General features: G+C 63.1%; 9 protein-coding genes. All 9 read left to right on the forward strand.

All coding sequences use genetic code 11. From position 1 onward, the window contains the following. Positions 1 to 254 precede the first annotated feature (254 nt). The 9 genes from C1A35_RS06950 to C1A35_RS06990 all read left to right on the forward strand — a co-directional run bounded on the left by C1A35_RS06950 (position 255) and on the right by C1A35_RS06990 (position 16,603). Positions 255 to 7,004, forward strand: coding sequence for a VCBS domain-containing protein (locus C1A35_RS06950; RefSeq protein ID WP_104663621.1), 6,750 nt, complete (start codon positions 255 to 257; stop codon positions 7,002 to 7,004). Positions 7,005 to 7,081: 77 nt separating this feature from the next. Then, a complete protein-coding gene (locus tag C1A35_RS06955; protein WP_104663923.1) occupies positions 7,082 to 7,447 on the forward strand; it encodes a hypothetical protein in 366 nt (121 codons plus the stop codon). Between the two features lie 19 nt (positions 7,448 to 7,466). Beyond that, the gene (locus C1A35_RS06960; RefSeq protein WP_158665008.1) at positions 7,467 to 8,675 is read left to right on the forward strand and encodes an ABC transporter substrate-binding protein; all 1,209 of its coding nucleotides are present in this window, start codon (positions 7,467 to 7,469) and stop codon (positions 8,673 to 8,675) included. A 227-nt stretch (positions 8,676 to 8,902) separates the two neighbouring features. Next, positions 8,903 to 9,952, forward strand: a complete 1,050-nt coding sequence (locus tag C1A35_RS06965; RefSeq protein WP_104663623.1) for a LacI family DNA-binding transcriptional regulator — start codon at positions 8,903 to 8,905, stop codon at positions 9,950 to 9,952. A 3-nt stretch (positions 9,953 to 9,955) separates the two neighbouring features. Then, complete coding sequence (locus tag C1A35_RS06970) at positions 9,956 to 10,921, forward strand: ABC transporter permease (protein ID WP_234822814.1); 966 nt, start codon at positions 9,956 to 9,958, stop codon at positions 10,919 to 10,921. Further along, positions 10,921 to 11,823: a carbohydrate ABC transporter permease gene (locus tag C1A35_RS06975; RefSeq protein ID WP_104663925.1), complete on the forward strand. Its 903-nt coding sequence runs from the start codon at positions 10,921 to 10,923 to the stop codon at positions 11,821 to 11,823. Before C1A35_RS06970 ends, C1A35_RS06975 begins: the two co-directional genes overlap by 1 nt. A gap of 49 nt (positions 11,824 to 11,872) precedes the next feature. Next, a complete protein-coding gene (locus tag C1A35_RS06980; protein WP_104663624.1) occupies positions 11,873 to 13,294 on the forward strand; it encodes an extracellular solute-binding protein in 1,422 nt (473 codons plus the stop codon). Next, a complete protein-coding gene (locus C1A35_RS06985) occupies positions 13,284 to 14,486 on the forward strand; it encodes an ADP-ribosylglycohydrolase family protein (RefSeq protein WP_104663625.1) in 1,203 nt (400 codons plus the stop codon). The genes C1A35_RS06980 and C1A35_RS06985 overlap by 11 nt, the downstream gene beginning before the upstream one ends. Before the next feature lie 17 nt (positions 14,487 to 14,503). Continuing rightward, positions 14,504 to 16,603 (forward strand): ADP-ribosylglycohydrolase family protein, encoded by a 2,100-nt coding sequence (locus C1A35_RS06990; RefSeq protein ID WP_104663626.1) that lies wholly within the window; start codon positions 14,504 to 14,506, stop codon positions 16,601 to 16,603. Positions 16,604 to 16,610 lie beyond the last annotated feature (7 nt).

The following is a 16,610-nucleotide window of genomic DNA, read 5'->3' on the forward strand; positions in this document are numbered from 1 at the left end:
CGTAGCGGTGCCGCGGAGCCACGGGGGTTTGCGGTTCGCCAAAAGCGGCGACGCTACCACCTTCGCGAGGCGCAGGTCGCCGGAATGAAATTGGTTTCCGGGAGATGACTAGAATTACTAAATTTGTACTAACGTCACCAATTTTGGGTGCTAGCATAATATATTATGCCGTTTCAGGCGAAAGCCCTGCAGGACCGATTGCGCTCTTGGAAGCTTGATGTTTTCGTCCCCCGCAAAGGTCGAGGGGTATTTCCATGGCAACCGAAGGTACCGCAATTTCCAACGAAGCCGCCGCAACGCCGGCAGAGGCAATCGAGTTCCGCAACGCGCCGGATGGCAAGGCTGGCCGCCTGGTCGCGCAGGCCGCTCCGGCAGGGGAGCCGGAACTGATTGACCCGGCAACCGGCGCCGCCGTGAAAGATGCGGGGACCGCACCTCAGACACCGCCGATGCCGACCGAGGTCAGCGCCGACGCTTCGAATGTCGTGCACCTGCCCGCCGGCGCGTCGATCGAGAAGATCAAGGTCGTTGGCACGGATATCGTTTTGGAACAGCCGGACGGTTCCACGATCACCATTCACAATGCGGCATTGAAGGTTCCGACCTTCCTGATCGGCGATGCAGAAATCCCGCGGGAAACCCTCGTGGCGGTGCTCGGAGAAAACGGCATCAACGTCGCCGCCGGCCCGGACGGCAGCATCAGCGTCGTGTCGAACCAGAGCAGCGGCGGCGAATTCGCCGGGGCCAACGGCGACATCGGCGAGGCTGGCCCGGCCATAGGCTTGCTCGCGGCGACCGCACTGCAGTTTCCGACGCTCGAAACGGTCGAGTTTCTGCCTCCAACCCTCGACCCCAACGATGCGCCCTCGATCATTCCTGACGGCAACAGCGACCCCAGTGGCATCTTCGTCAGTGACCGGCAGGTCGATGAAGCGGGCCTCGCCAGCGGATCGCGCGCCGGCGACGGCAGCGCGTCGGTCACGGGCATCTTCACCATTTCCGATCCTGATGGTGCCGGTGACGTCGCCAGCCTGACGATCAACGGTCAGACCTTTGCCATCGGCGGTCTCGTCGGGCAATCGGTTGCAGGCCAGTTCGGCGTGCTGACCATCACGGCCTACGATCCCGCGACCGGTGTCGCGCAATACACCTACGAATTGACGCGTGCGGTCACCGGATCTGGCGTCAACCCGGGCGCCAATGTGGAGCAGGACCGAGACATCTTCACCCTGACGGTTACCGACGGTGACGGCGCGACCGGCACGGCCACGCTACGGGTCGATGTCGTTGACGACATTCCCGTGATCGGCATCACCACTCCGGAACCGGGGCAGGTTGCCGAGGGCCAGACGCTGAACGGCAACTGGACGCTGACGGCGGGTGCCGACGGAGTCGGCACGGTGGACGTGACAGTCGGCGACACGACGCAGACGCTTACTCTGAGCGCAGGCGAAAAGGTGGTGTTCACGATCGCCGAGGGCACGCTGACGGTCAATGCGGACAAGACCTGGTCGTTCAAGGCGGCGAGCAACCTCAACAATGCCAGCGGCCTCGACGTGACGTTCTCGCTGTCGGCGAAGGACGGCGACAACGACACGACGAGCGACAGCCAGACGATCAAGGTGACGGACGGCGACGGCCCGTCGGTTGATCCACGGGCTGCGTCCGCATCGCTGACGCTCGACGACCAAAACCTTGTGAACGGCTCGACGCCGGCCGGTAGCGCCGAGACGAGCAGCGGCACAATCGGCTTTGTCGCGGGTTCGGACGCCATTGCGAAGATTGCATTCGGCGACACCAGCGGGCTGAGCGGTGCGCTGACGTGGGATCGTGTTTCCGATACCCAGATCATTGGCCGGGCAGGCGGTGTGGCGATCGTCACGCTCGACTTGGTGCGCGCCGGCGACAGCGCGGCGGTGACGGCAACTTTGAACGGCAACTACGCCGGCCACCTCGGCATCACCACCGACGACCTGGCCGAACTGGGTCAGGTCAAGGTGATCGCGACCGACACCGATGGCGACAAGGCCGAAGGCACGGTGACGGTCTCGGTCTCCGACGACATGCCCCTTGCTGCTGCGGACGTGGACAGCGTGTCGGAAGACGGGGCGGTTGTTGCCGATGGTAACGTGCTCACCGGTTCCGGCGGTTCAGATGCGAACGGCACGGACGGTGTGAAGGATGTCGCGGGTGCTGACGGCGTATCAGTGACGTCCGTTTCATTTGGCGGCACGGCAGGCCTCGTCGGCGGCTCGACGGCGGGGCAGTACGGCACGTTGGTACTTAATGCCGACGGCAGCTACACATACACGCTCAACAATGCGGTTGCCGGTGTCCAAAGCCTTGCTGCAGGCCAGGTGGTAACGGATACGTTCACCTATGAGATCACCGACGGAGATGGCGACAAGTCGTCGACGACGGTCACGATCACGGTTACCGGCACGAACGACGCACCGATCATCACGTCGGGTGTTCAGAGCGGGGCCGTCACGGAGATCACCGACAAGGCGGATGGCGAGAACAAGGTAACGCACACGCAAGAAGGCACGGTCGGCTTTTCCGACGTCGACACGCTGGATCAGCACGGCGCCAGCTTCAAGGCGAACGGCAACGGTTATCTCGGAACCTTCTCGCTCGACCCGGTGGACCAGGGGAACAATTCGGTCGGCTGGAGCTTCAAGGTCGCCGACCGCGTGCTGGACTCGCTGCAGGCCGGCCAGATCCTGACGCAGACCTATGACGTCACCGTCGCTGACGGCAAGGGCGGCACGGCGACCCAGACGGTGACGATCACAATCACCGGTACCAACGATGCCCCGGTGATCACGTCCGGCTGGCAGGTCGGTGGCGTGATGGAACGCTTTGACGGCTTTCCGGGCGAGAACAAGGTCACGCATACGCAAGACGGCACGATTGGCTTTCGCGACGTCGATACGCTCGACACGCACACGGCGAGCTTCACGGCCGGCGGTAATGGTTATCTCGGTACCTTCTCGCTTGACCCGCTGAACCAGGCAACCGACAAGGTCGGCTGGAACTTCCAGGTCGCCGACAGCGTGCTCGACTCGTTGCAGGCCGGCCAGATCCTGGTACAGACCTACAACGTCACCGTCGATGACGGCCACGGCGGCACGGCGACGGAGACGGTCACGATCGTGATCGCCGGCACGAACGACGTCCCGGTGATCACCTCCGGTGCGCAGAGCGCTACGGTGACGGAACTCGCCGACAACGCGACCGGCGAGACCACGGTGACGCATACGCAGGGCGGCGAGGTGACGTTTACCGACGTCGATACACTCGACACCCACAGTGCCAGCTTCTTGCCGCAAGGCCGTGGTTATCTCGGTACCTTCTCGCTGGATCCGGTCGATCAGACAACTGACAAGATTGGCTGGAACTTCAAGGTCGCCGACGGCGTCATCGACTCGCTGCAGGCCGGTCAGACGCTGACGCAGAAGTACACCGTGTTCGTCAATGACGGCCATGGCGGCATCGCGACCCAGACCGTGACGATCGTGATCACCGGCACCAACGATGCGCCGGTGATCACCTCCGGTACGCAGAGCGCTGCGGTGACAGAGCGTGGCGACGGTGCGGATGGCGAGAATTCCGTGGTGCATGTTCACGACGGCAAGGTTGGCTTTGCCGACGTCGATACGCTGGACACCCACAGCGCCAGCTTCAAGGCCGGCGGCAACGGTTATCTCGGCAAGTTCTCGCTCGAGCCGGTGAACCAGGGGGGCAATTTCGTCAACTGGACCTTCAAGGTTGCTGACGGCGTCATCGACTCGCTGCAGGCTGGTCAGACGCTGACGCAGACCTATGACGTGACCATCAACGATGGCAAAGGCGGTACCGCGACACAGACGGTAACGGTGGTCATCACCGGCACGAACGACGCACCGATCATCACGTCGGGTGTTCAGAGCGGCGCCGTCACGGAGATCGCCGACAAGGCGGATGGCGAGAACACGGTCACGCATTCGCAGGGCGGCACGATCGGCTTCTCCGACGTCGACACGCTGGATCAGCACGGCGCCAGCTTCAAGGCGAACGGCAACGGCTATCTCGGAACCTTCTCGCTCGACCCGGTGGACCAGACGGGTAACTCCGTCGGCTGGAGCTTCAAGGTTGCCGATGGTGTGCTGGACTCGCTGCAGGCCGGTCAGGTACTGACGCAGACCTATGACGTCACCGTCGATGACGGCAAGGGTGGCAAGGCGACCCAGACGGTGACGATCACGATCACCGGTACCAACGATGCGCCGGTGATCACATCGGACAAACAGTTTGGTGCCGTCGCGGAGATCGCCGACAAGGCGGATGGCGAGAACACGGTGACGCATTCGCAGGGCGGCACGGTCGGCTTCTCCGACGTCGACACGCTGGATCAGCACGGCGCCAGCTTCAAGGCGAACGGCAACGGCTATCTCGGAACCTTCTCGCTCGACCCGGTGGACCAGACGGGTAACTCTGTCGGCTGGAGCTTCAAGGTCGCCGACAGCGTGCTCGACTCGCTGCAGGCAGACCAGATCCTGACGCAGACCTATGACGTCACCGTCGCTGACGGCAAGGGCGGCACGGCGACGCAGACGCTGACGATCACGATCACCGGCACGAACGACGCACCGGTGATCACATCGGACGCCCAGAGTGGTGCGGTTACGGAGATCGCCGACAGTACGGATGGCGAGAACACCGTGACGCACATGCAGGGCGGCACGGTGACGTTTACCGACGTCGATACGCTGGATACGCACAGCGTCAGCTTCACGGCGCAAGGCGGGGGCTATTTGGGTACTTTCTCGCTCGACCCCCGAGCCGAGACAAGCGACTCGGTCGGCTGGCGTTTCCAGGTTGCCGATGGCGTGCTCGATACGCTGAATGGCGGCGAGACGCTGACGCAGAAATATGATGTGATCATCGATGACGGCCACGGCGGTACGACCAAACAGACGGTAACGATCACGATCACAGGCACCGATGACGGTGTCAGCATCAACGGGCTGTCGTCCAGCGCCGAGGAGACGGTTTACGAGAAAAATCTCTCGGATGGCTCATCGCCGAATGTGGCTGCACTTACGCAGGTCGGAAGCTTCTCCGTGACGACGCCGGACGGGCTCGCCGGTCTGAAGATCAATGGCACCGCGGTCGTGACGGGGGGCGCCTACGCCGTAGGCACCACGGTGGACACGGCACTTGGACTTCTGACGATCACTGGCTACTCGCCAACGACGGTCAACGGTACGGTGACGGGCGCAACCTTCACCTATAGCTATCTGCTGCAGGACAACAGCTTGGGGCACGATGCCGCTGGAGCCGACAGCGGGGTCTTCGATAACTTCGTCGTCGAAGTGGCCGATGAAGATGGCTCGACGAGCGATGCCACGCTCAACATCCGGATCGTCGACGATGTACCGACCATCCAATCCATCAGCAGCGCCCACATGGGCAACGGTATCGGCGCACTGGAAGGCCTCATCAATGCGACGCCGGGTGCCGACGGGATCAAGATTTACAAGATTGACAGCGTCGGCGGGCTGCCGAGTGGCTGGGCCGCCACGGGGATAGGCACCGGACAGGTGCTGGTCAAGGACAGTCTCGGCACCAGCATCTACCGCCTGACGACCAATACCGACGGCACCTATCAGCTGGAGCAATTGAAGGATCGCCCCGGGGCGGAAAAGACCGTCGACGGCAACAGCGAGATCCCAAACAAGCCGCAGGAAGAATATGAGTTCGACTTCGCGACCTTCGAGGCGCTGGCAAGGTCCGGAGGCTCCGATCCGAAGTTCAATGCCTATTCCGTCAAAGATGGAAATGAGTTTGGCATCGGCAACACCTCATTCACGGCCAACGAGAAGTTCAGCATCACCCTGGACGCTGACGTCACATCGTTTACGCTCCAGCTCGGAAAGGTTCAAACCGGCGGGACCCTCGAGATCAAGGTCCGGGACGGCAACGGTGCGCTGGTTACCCTTCCTGGTCCCATAACCGTGGCCAAGGGCCAGGAAAGCATAACGATAACCTCAAGCGTGCTTGGCAAGTTCGACTATATCGAACTCGTCGGCAAGGGCGACATCGATGTCGCCTTCAAGCCGGTGTTCAGCTACGTCGAGGCTACCTCCACGTCGGATCTGACATTGACCTTCGGAATTACCGGGCAGGACAAGGATGGCGATCTGTCGAACGCCTCGACACTCACCTTCGTGTCCGATGGCTCCGGGAGCATCACGGGCAGCGCCGGGAACGATGTGATCCAGGGCGGGGCTTGCGATGACGACCTTTACGGCCAGGCGGGCAACGATATCATCTATGCAAGCGCCGGCGATGACGACATTGATGGCGGCGCGGGCACGGATCTGCTCAATTTCTCCGATGCGACGAAGGGTATTACCTTCACTCTGGATCAAGGCAGTGACGAAGTAGACCTTTCCAGCGTCGGCCTGGGCGAAATAGACTACCGCGACATGGAAGGCGTCATTGGCTCGGACTTCAATGACAAGCTCTACGGCAGCAGCTATGGCGACATTCTCGCCGGCGGTGCGGGGAACGATACGCTTTCGGGCAACGGCGGAAACGACACGCTCTATGGCGATGCCGGAAACGATACGCTGAGTGGCGGTTCCGGCAACGATACTCTTTACGGCGGCACGGGCGTCGACAGGCTGACGGGCGGCTCGGGCGACGACACTTTCGTGCTCGATGCGAAAGACCTTGAACTCGACATCGCCGACGTCATCACCGACTATGACGGCAACGACGATTTCGTCGATCTGTCCGCTCTGCTCGGCAATCTCCCCGCCAACACGCAACTCGATGGCGACTATGTCCAGGTGGTGCAGGACGGAAAGAACGCCAACCTGCAGGTCGACACTGATGGCAGCTCCGGCAGCGGCGGCTGGCATACGGTTGCCGTGCTGGAGAACTTCCAGGTCTCGAGCGAAGCCGTGAAGGTCCTGTTCAACGACAACGGGACGAAAACGCAGCAGGACGTTTGATAAGCGCAACGTCGATCTCGACAGTTCAGCGGTTCTCGGCAATCATCCGGGAACCGCATATCCAGGGGGAGCTTTTCATGAGCAGAAGCATGCTGGCGGGGGTGATGCTCGCACTGATGCCCGTATCGAGTTTCGCGGCCGATCTTGTCGGCGACTATGCGCCGGCGGCCAGACAGTGCACCGAGCTCAGCCAGTCGACGCTCGCCGCCGACCAGGACGTTGCCACGCTGACAGAGGCAGTCGTGGCGCGCATGGACGAGGCGATCGCCGTCGCCGACGATCCGCGTTGGATCTCCTCGACGCGGCCGGCCTTCGTCTGGGCGTCCGAGACCAAGGTCGCCTGCGGCAAGGCCTATGGTTACCTGCAATCCAGCTGGCGTGACGAGGACTACATTGCCAAGTGCGATTGCTTCTACGCCAAAATGCGGCACTTCATGAATTGAGACGACAGGTATGATCGTCATGCCCCACGTTGTGGTTTCACCGGCACGGCGGGTGCCGTCGTGCCGGCAATGGCTGGCACTCGGCGTGCTCGCGCTTGGCGTTCTCGCCGGTTGTCAGGGCGCGCCCACCGCTCCTGAGGTGCTTGACGTTGAATCGCCGCAGGCAAGGCATGCCCGGCGCGCCGCCGAGCACGCGGTGAAGCCGCAGGAGAGCTTCGCGAGCGGTCCGACGCGCATCGGGCTGATCACCGCCCTGATGGCGCCCTCGGGCGAAACGGTGCGCGAACGTGATATCCGCGACGGGGCGTCGCTCGCCGTGGACGAGGTCGGCGGCGGCCAGCTTTCGCTGCTGGTCGAAAATACCGACGGTTCGCCACAGCAGATCCAGGACGCGGCCAAGCGCCTCGCGGGCCAGAACGCCGCGCTCATCGCGCTTTCGGTCGCGGACGTGCCGGTCAGCACCGTCCGCCAAGGGCTTGGCGCTTCCCGGTCTCCGTTGCTGGTGCTGCGCGGCAACGGCGCCGAGCGCCCGGCGGGCACCTACACGTTCGTTTCCGACCGCATCGACAGTGCGGTCGAGGGCGCCTCCTACGCATTTGCTTCCGGCCGCAAGCGGCTGGTCGTGCTCGTGCCCAGCGATGTCTCCGCCGCCGAACGACAAAGGCTGGATCGCGGCCTGGCGAGCTATGGCGTCAAGCCGGAGCTGGTCGCCGTGACGGGCACCACGACATTTTCCGGCGACGCGGCGACCAAGGCAAAACTCGAGGACATTGATGCGGTTCTCCTCATCGGATCGGAGGGGGGCGAGGTCGGCTCACTGTCGCAGCTCAAGGCCAACGGCTATCTGAAACCGAATGCGATGGTCGTCGGAAGCTCCGGCTGGACGAATGCCGCCTACAAGCGACCCGAATTTGCAGGAAGCCATCTCTGCCTCTTCGGCCCGGAGAACGGTTCGCGGATGACGTCACGCTTCCTTGACCGTTATGAGCGTGCGGCAAGTGCAGATGCGGCCTATGGCTTCGACGTCATCGCCCTTGCAGCCGGCCTGGTGCGCACCCAGGGGGAAAACGCCATCAACCAGGAAAGCATCCGCGCGCCAAACGGTTTCGTCGGTGCGGCCGCCACCTTCCGGTTCACGCGGGACGGCTCGGTGCAGCGAACCTGCGCGATCTACCAGGTGACCGCCGGCAGCGTGAAGCTTCTGGACCCGGCACCCCGCTCGTTCTGACCGGACCTTCTTCGTGCGTACGGGCGCGGCGGTAGCGGCCTGCCGCGCTTTTTCGTGTCGCGACCGTTTTGCGGTCACGGCTGATGGATAGCTTCCTTCAACGTTCTTTTGCAGATGCGGCCATCGGCGCTCGGGGTCCTCTCTTGCCAAGTCGTGAAAGTTCATGGTAACGTTCCCACGAGCTTGAAAGCCACCGTCATAAGGCGGCTTTCTGCCCGGGAGGAAACATGAAGAACGGACCCAGACAACGGGCCACCATCATCGACGTTGCGGAACGGGCGGGGGTCTCGAAGAGCACGGTTGCGCGTGTTCTGGCCGGGTCCGCCAGCATTTCCGACGAGGCACGCGATCGTGTGCTGAAAGCCGTTGCGGTCACCGGTTACGAGCGTAATCACCTGGCCGTCGGCATGCGCTCCGGGCGCAGTGGCCTGCTCGGCCTGGTCATTCCCGATATCACCAACCCATTCTGGGCCGAAGTCGCCCGCGGCGCGCAGGACCGTGCGGCGAAGGACGACATTTCGCTTCTGGTCTTCTCGTCGGACTGGGATGCCGGGAAGGAAGCGACGCATCTGCGTGCCCTGCGGCGAGCCCGCGTCGACGGCGCGATCATCAATCCGGTCGCCGACAATTTCGATGATCTCGACCGCTTCGGCTTGCCCTTCGTCTTCATCGGGTCGAGCGCCGAGCGCTTCCCCGATACCTTGAGCGTCGGCTCGGACATTGCCCAGGCGGTCCGTCTCGGCATGGATATCCTCGTCGAGCGCGGGCACCCGGCGCCGGCCCTGATGCTCGGCCCGCGGTCGCGTCTCGCACGTGCCCGCTTCCTGCGCGCCGTGCACGAGCATTGCGTCGCGCGCGACCTCGATCCCGACATCTTGCTGGCCGAAGAATCCGACTACACGGTCGAGGGCGGACGAAAGGCCATGGGGCGCTTGCTTGCCGGGCCGTGGAGAGGCAGTCGCGCCGTCTTCGTCGCCAACGATCTGATGGCACTCGGTGCCATGATCGCCGTTCGCGAGGCGGGGCTCCGGTGCCCGGAGGATATTTCCATTCTCGGCTTCGACGGCATTCCGGCGGGTGCTTTCTCCTGGCCCGGTCTGACGACGATTGAAAAGCCCGGCCGGCAGATCGGTATTCGCGCGGTCGAATGCCTGCTCGATCAGATTTCGGGCCGTCCGGAACAGGGGCGGATTTTTCTGCCGTGCCGGCTGGTCGAGCGCGGCTCACTCGCTGATGTTTCGGTCTCGGCACCCGCGCGCGCGGCGGCAGGGAGGTAAACAGTGACGGTAAGCAACGAACTCGTGGCGGACGCAGCCATGCCACAAGATGGGAACGTTCCCACAATTCAGCGGCGGAGCGTCGCCAAAGGCATGCGCCAATGGTGGCCCTATTACCTGATGATGGCGCCCGGCCTGATCTTCTTCGTGATCTTTCACTATTTTCCGATCTGGGAAGCCAAGATCGCCTTTGAACAGCTGCGCATCATCCCGCCGAACATCTGGGTCGGGATCAAGCATTTCCAGACGCTGTTCTCCTCGCCGATCTTCTGGCAGGTGCTGGTCAACACGCTGATCATCTCGACGATGAAGATCGTCTTCGTCTTCCCGGTCCCGATCATCGTTGCGCTCCTGCTCAACGAGATCCGGGGCGGCGCCTTCCGGAAATTCATCCAGTCGGCGATCTACCTGCCGCATTTCCTGTCCTGGGTGGTCATCGCCGGCGTGTTCATCGCGGTGCTTTCGCCGAGCGACGGCGCGGTCAACGACATCATCGGCTTCTTCGGACTGCAGCCCGTCTCCTTCATGACCGACACCGGCTCGATCCGCTGGGTGCTGGTCTTCTCCGAGATCTGGCGCTCGGCCGGCTGGGACAGCCTGCTCTATCTCGCCGCCATCATCGCCATCGACCAGGAACTCTATGATGCGGCCGAAATCGATGGCGCCAACCGCTGGCAGAAGATCCGCTACGTCACCATTCCCGGCATCGTGCCGACGATCGCGACGCTGTTCATCCTCAACGCCGGCATGTTCCTGAACGCCGATCTCAACCAGGTGATCAACTTCTCCAACGACGTGGTGCGCAGCAAGATCGATATCATCGACACCTATGTCTACCGCATCGGCCTGCAGACCGGCGAGTATTCGCTGGCAACGGCCGCCGGCCTCTTCAAAGCGGTGCTCGGCATGCTGATGATCGTCGCCGCCCACCTTCTGTCCAAACGTCTTACCGGCAAGGGGGTATGGTGATGGCCGCCCACAACGTCCGCAGAACGCCGCTCGAGCGGCTCGAATATGCGATCATCGTCTCGACGCTGATGTTCCTCGTCGTGCTGACGGTCCAGCCGCTGCTCAACCTGCTCGCCATCTCCTTTTCGGATCCGGGCAAGGTTGCCGGCATGAGCGGCCTGACGGTCGTCCCCAACGGGTTTTCGACAGAGGTCTGGAACCTGCTGATCAACAACCCGGCCGTCCAGCGCGGCCTCCTGAACTCGATCTTCATCACGCTGGTCAGCACAGTCCTCGGCGTGGTGCTCACGGCGCTGATGGCCTGGGCGCTATCGCGCCCCGGACTGCCGGGTCGGCGCGCCATCTTCGTCTTCGTGCTGGTCACGATCGTCTTCGAGCCCGGCATCATCCCGGATTATTTCATCAACAAGCGCCTCGGCCTCCTCGACAGCTACTGGTCGCTGATCCTCTTCAAGGTCGTCAACGCCTGGTACCTGATCATCCTGGTGCGCTTCTTCGAGGAAGTGCCGAAGGAACTGATCGAGGCCTCGGAACTCGACGGCGCCAATCCCTTCCAGATCTTCTGGTACGTGGCACTGCCGCTTGCCAAATCGGCGCTCGCCACCATCGCGCTCTTCTACTTCGTCTTCCACTGGAACGAGTTTTTCCGCGCGATGATCTACCTCAACGACCAGTCGAAATGGCCGCTGCAGGTGGTGCTGCGCCAGTTCGTGGTCGAGGGCGACAAGCTCGCCATGGTCGGCGTGGTCGACAGCAACAACTACACCGGTGCCAGCCAGATCAACATTCGCGCGCTGAAGGCCGGCATGATCCTGCTCACCATCGCGCCGATCCTCGCGATCTATCCACTCATCCTGAAGTTCTTCACCAAGGGCACCATGAGCGGTGCGCTGAAGGGCTGACGATGTTGAACCGAACCATAAAAGCCAAAGCATATTGGGAGGAACAAACATGCTTGGAAAACTGATCCTTGGCGTCACGACCGCCGCCGCCCTGATGGCGAGCGTCGCCATGCCGGCCTTCGCCGATCCGGTGACGATCCGCGTCGTCTCGAAGGACCTCACGACGAGCAATCCGGACGACGTGAAGCTGATGAAGGCCTACGAGGAGGCGCTGAAGGCCAAGGGCACCGACATCCATATCCAGGTCGTCGATCTGCCGTCCTCTGGCTATGCCGACAAGCTCAGCGCCATGCTGCTCTCGGGTGACATCCCCGATCTCATCTATTTCCAGGGCGGCGACGCCAAGATGGCCGAACAGGGCGTCCTGGAGGACTGGAACACCTGGCTGCCGAAGACGACCTATCTCAAGGAAGCGCTCTTTCCGCACAATGTCGAGCGGCTGAAGAACTATCCCTACCTGCTCTATGTCTATCCGCCGCGCATGCCGCAGCCGGTCATCCGCGCGGATTGGCTGGAGAAATCGGGCGTGGCCGCGCCGAAGACGACGGACGACTACGTCGCCCTCTTCAAGGCGATCAAGGACGGTGACCTGGACGGCAACGGCAAGGCCGACAGCTACGGCGTGACGACCGCCGACAATACCCAGGAACTGGACGCCATTTTCAACCAGGCCTTCGGCGTGACCGGAACCTGGCTGAAGAACGATGCCGGCGAGTGGATCCATGCCCGCGTCTCGGCTGCGGAAAAGGCGAAGATCGCCTTCTACGCATCGCTGCGCGAGCAGGGCCTTTATGATCCGGAATTCATCACCACCAAGTGGGACGTGAAGGAGGACAAGTTCTATTCCGGCCGTGCCGGCGTGATCTTCGGTTCCTCCACAGAGGTCATCGACATCTATGGCGGCAAGATGCGCCAGGCCCACCCGGATGTGACGCTGAGCCTGCTGTCGCCGCCGAAGGGGCCGGCCGGCCAGGGTCTGATGGCGCTCGACGTTTCCAAGGAAGCGCGCGGTCTCGCGATCGCGACGACCTCGGAACACAAGGAGGAAGTGGTCAAGCTGCTCGACTTCATCGCCAGCCCCGAGGGCCAGGCGATCGAACGCCTCGGCTTCGAGGGCGAGCAGTACACCAAGGACGGCGAGACGATCAAACCGACCGACAAGCTCGCCACCTGGTATGCCCGCTTCCTGGTCGCCGCCAACTGGCAGCCGCCGGTGCAGTGGCTGAGCGAGGCGGCACAGCAATCGCTGAAGACGATCTCGGCCGATTTCAAGCCGGACAATGCGTTCGTCTGGCCTGCCGAATACGCAACCGACATCGATGCCACCGAAAACGTCTACCGGGCCTGGGTCTACAAGTTCGTCTCCGGCGAAGCCAAGATGGACCAATGGGACCAGTTCGTTTCCGAATGGAACGCTGCCGGCGGCGAGAAAATGACCGAATATGCAAGGACGGTTCTCAATGACAAATGATGCTGCTGGGCTCTCCCTTCGGGGACGGGTTCGGGCGCTTCTCTTTGGCGTCGCTTACGGCGACGCCATCGGGGCGCCGGTCGAAAAACTCTCCGCCGCGCAAATCCGCGAGCGCTATGGCCGGGTGACGTCGCTCGACACCGAGTGGCACCGCATGAAACAGAGCGACGCGGCCCGCAACGGCCGTGTCCGAGGCGGCGGCATCGTCACCGACGACACACTGATGACCCTTTGCGTGATGTCGATCTACGACGACGTCAAGCGCCATCTCGATGCCTGGGACATGGCGTCGGGCATGGTGCGGGAAATCGCCTGGACACCGCGCTGGGTACCGGAACTGCAGCGCGAGACGATGCTGATCGAGCGGCTGTTCTATCCGGAGAAGTGGATCTTCCAGCGCCACCAGCTCTCCGGCTGCGACCCCCGCCAGGGCGGCGTCGGCAACATGGTGAACTGCGGAGCGGCGATGTATATCGCGCCGATCGGCGTCGCCAATGCCTGCGATCCGAAGGCGGCCTATGACGAGGCGATCGCCTTTGCGTCCGGCCACCAGCAGAGCTTCGGCCTGGAGGCCGCCGGCGTGCTTGCCGCGGCCGTTGCCGCCGCTTTCGTGCCGGGAACCACACTCGATACCGTCATCGAGGAAGTGCTCGCTGTCGCCAAGGATGGAACACGCGACGCAATCGCCGACATCGTGAAGGCTGCACGCACACTGAAGGGTGCCGATCACGCGACGGTTGTCACCGAGTTCCACCGGATCATCGCGCGCTATTCGCCGATGGGCGACGATGTGCAGCACACGCCGCAAAAGGCCGGTCTTGCGACCGACGCCTACCAGCCGTCGCGCCTGCACGCGATCGAGGAACTGCCGCTGGCGCTCGGCTTTGCCGTCGTCAATGACGGCGATTTCTACAAGACCATCGTCGACGGCATCAATTCCGGACGCGACACGGATTCGATCGGCGTCATGGCCGGCGCGATCCTCGGCGCCATGCAGGGCGAAAGCATCATCGACCGGTCGATGGCCTCCCAGCTCGACCGCGTCAACAGGCTCGATCTCTTCCGCTCCGCCGATGCCTTCACCGAAACGGTGAACGCAATCCAGGCGGCCGACCGCAAACGCGAAATGGCGCGGGCGCAGGCGCGCGCGGGGCTCTTTTCAGCTCCCGAACTCACCCTTTCCAGTCTCTAAGTTTTTGAAAGTATCCGATGCTCAGCACCACAGAAATCTTCGAGCGTATCTATTCCGGCTTCACCGGCAAGGCGATCGGCGTGCGCTTGGGCGCACCCGTCGAGCCGACGATCTGGAGCTATGAACGCATCCGGGACACCTATGGCGAGGTGACGGAGTATCTACGCGATTTCAAGAATTTCGCGGCGGACGACGACACCAACGGTCCGGTCTACTTCATCCGGGCGCTGCGCGATTACGGCCCCGGCGCGACCGCCGAGGAGGTCGGCAAGACCTGGTTGAACTACGCGGCCGAGGAGCATGGCATGTACTGGTGGGGCGGCTTCGGCAACTCGACCGAACACACCGCCTACCAGAACCTGCGCGCCGGCATCCCGGCGCCGCAGTCCGGCTCGATCGCCCAGAACGGCGCGACGGTTGCCGAGCAGATCGGCGGCCAGATCTTCATCGACAGCTGGGGCTGGGTGCATCCGGCCGACCCGAAGAAGGCGGCTGAAGCATCGGCACGCGCGGCAAGCGTCGCCCATGACGGCGAGGGGCTGAACGGCGCACGGTTCTGCGCCGCGGCGATCGCTGAGGCCTTTGTCGCGAAGAACATCGAAGAGGTGATCGAGGCGGGCCTCGCGACGATTTCGGCCGATTCCCTCTATGCCAAGGTTTCCCGCGCGGTCCTTCGTTTCCACGACAGCAACCGGAGCGACTGGCGCGCCTGCCGCGACATGCTGACGGCGGAATGGGGCTACGACCGCTATCCCGGCGTCTGCCACATGATCCCGAACGCCGGCGTCCTCCTCATGAGCCTGATCTATGGCCAGGGTGATCTGCCGCGCACGGTCGAGATCGCCACCATGGCCGGCTGGGATACGGACTGCAATGCCGGCAATGCCGGCGCGATCGTCGGCACGCTGCAAAAAGTGGAGCCGGGCTGGGACAAGTATCGCAAGCCGATCAACGACTTTGTCGTCGCGTCGGGTGTGACCGGTTCGATCAACGTCGTCGACATCCCGTCCTTTGCCCGCGAGCTGACCGTGCTCGCGCTCCGTCTGCAGGAGCGGGAAGTGCCGGCGCTCTGGGTCGAGGATTTCGAGCGCCGCGGCGTGCGCTTCGATTTCGACGCGCCCGGCGCCACCCATGGCTTCCGCACCGAGCCGTTCAACCAGATCGCCGTCAAGGCATCGGCGGAACGCCATACGGAGAATGCCAGGGGATCGCTGGAAATCCTGCTCGACCGGCTGGAGCGCGGGCAGGGCGGGAGGATTTTCTGGAAGCCCTTCTATCGCCGCTCAGACTTTGACGACGAGCGTTATCGCCCAATGTTCACGCCGCTTGCCGATGACGGCCAGACGGTGAAATTCAAGCTCTGGCTCGACCCCTGGAACGGTGACGGCAACCTGCGCGTTGCACCTTACGTCCGTCGCGCCATGAGCGGTACCATCCAGGAAGCAGGCGCGTGGCACGTGCCTTCGGCAAGCGGCTGGCAGGACTATACGTTTACCATCCCCGACGGCAATGGCGAGGCGGTAGACGAGATCGGCATCCTCGTCGAATATTTCGGTCGCCTGAAGTTCCTCGGTCGCTTGTTCCTGGCGGACTTCTCCGTGTCCGGCAAGGGCCGCGCCGTCATCGACCCGGCAAAGGAAGCGCACGAATGGGGCGGCATTACCCGCTTCACCTGGAACCGTGGCCACTGGAGCCTACAGCAGGGGCGCATCCATGCCCACACGGCAACCGACGCGGACGCCTGGACGGGCAACGCCTATCTGCGTGATGTCAGCGTCACCGCCGAGCTTCAGCCGCTCTCCGGCGCCTCGCATCTGGTGGTGGCACGGGCGCAAGGCACGAGCCGCTTCTATGCGGCCGGCTTCGAGAACGGCGAGGCCGTGATCCTTCTGGAAAACCACGGCACGAGGGTGCTTGCCCACAAGCCGTTCAGCATCGAGTACGGCCGGAGCTACGCACTCGACCTTACGGTCGAAGGCGGCAAGCTGACGCTCTCCGTCGATGGCGAACGTGTGCTGCAGGCGGACGATGCGACGCTCAAATACGGCATGGCCGGGCTGCGCATGGCTCGTGCCGGACGCATGTCGATCGGCCGGCTCGAGGTCGCCGAGCGCTAACGGCGCG

The sequence above is a fragment of the Ensifer adhaerens genome (genome assembly GCF_002940685.1).
GTDB classification, from domain to species: Bacteria; Pseudomonadota; Alphaproteobacteria; order Rhizobiales; family Rhizobiaceae; genus Ensifer; species Ensifer adhaerens_E.

Bases quoted from the DNA above. Each gene is read 5' to 3' on its own strand.
- C1A35_RS06950 (WP_104663621.1), top strand. From the start codon at position 255: ATGGCAACCGAAGGTACCGCAATTTCCAACGAAGCCGCCGCAACGCCG.
- C1A35_RS06955 (WP_104663923.1), top strand. From the start codon at position 7,082: ATGAGCAGAAGCATGCTGGCGGGGGTGATGCTCGCACTGATGCCCGTA.
- C1A35_RS06960 (WP_158665008.1), top strand. From the start codon at position 7,467: ATGCCCCACGTTGTGGTTTCACCGGCACGGCGGGTGCCGTCGTGCCGG.
- C1A35_RS06965 (WP_104663623.1), top strand. From the start codon at position 8,903: ATGAAGAACGGACCCAGACAACGGGCCACCATCATCGACGTTGCGGAA.
- C1A35_RS06975 (WP_104663925.1), top strand. From the start codon at position 10,921: ATGGCCGCCCACAACGTCCGCAGAACGCCGCTCGAGCGGCTCGAATAT.
- C1A35_RS06980 (WP_104663624.1), top strand. From the start codon at position 11,873: ATGCTTGGAAAACTGATCCTTGGCGTCACGACCGCCGCCGCCCTGATG.
- C1A35_RS06985 (WP_104663625.1), top strand. From the start codon at position 13,284: ATGACAAATGATGCTGCTGGGCTCTCCCTTCGGGGACGGGTTCGGGCG.
- C1A35_RS06990 (WP_104663626.1), top strand. From the start codon at position 14,504: ATGCTCAGCACCACAGAAATCTTCGAGCGTATCTATTCCGGCTTCACC.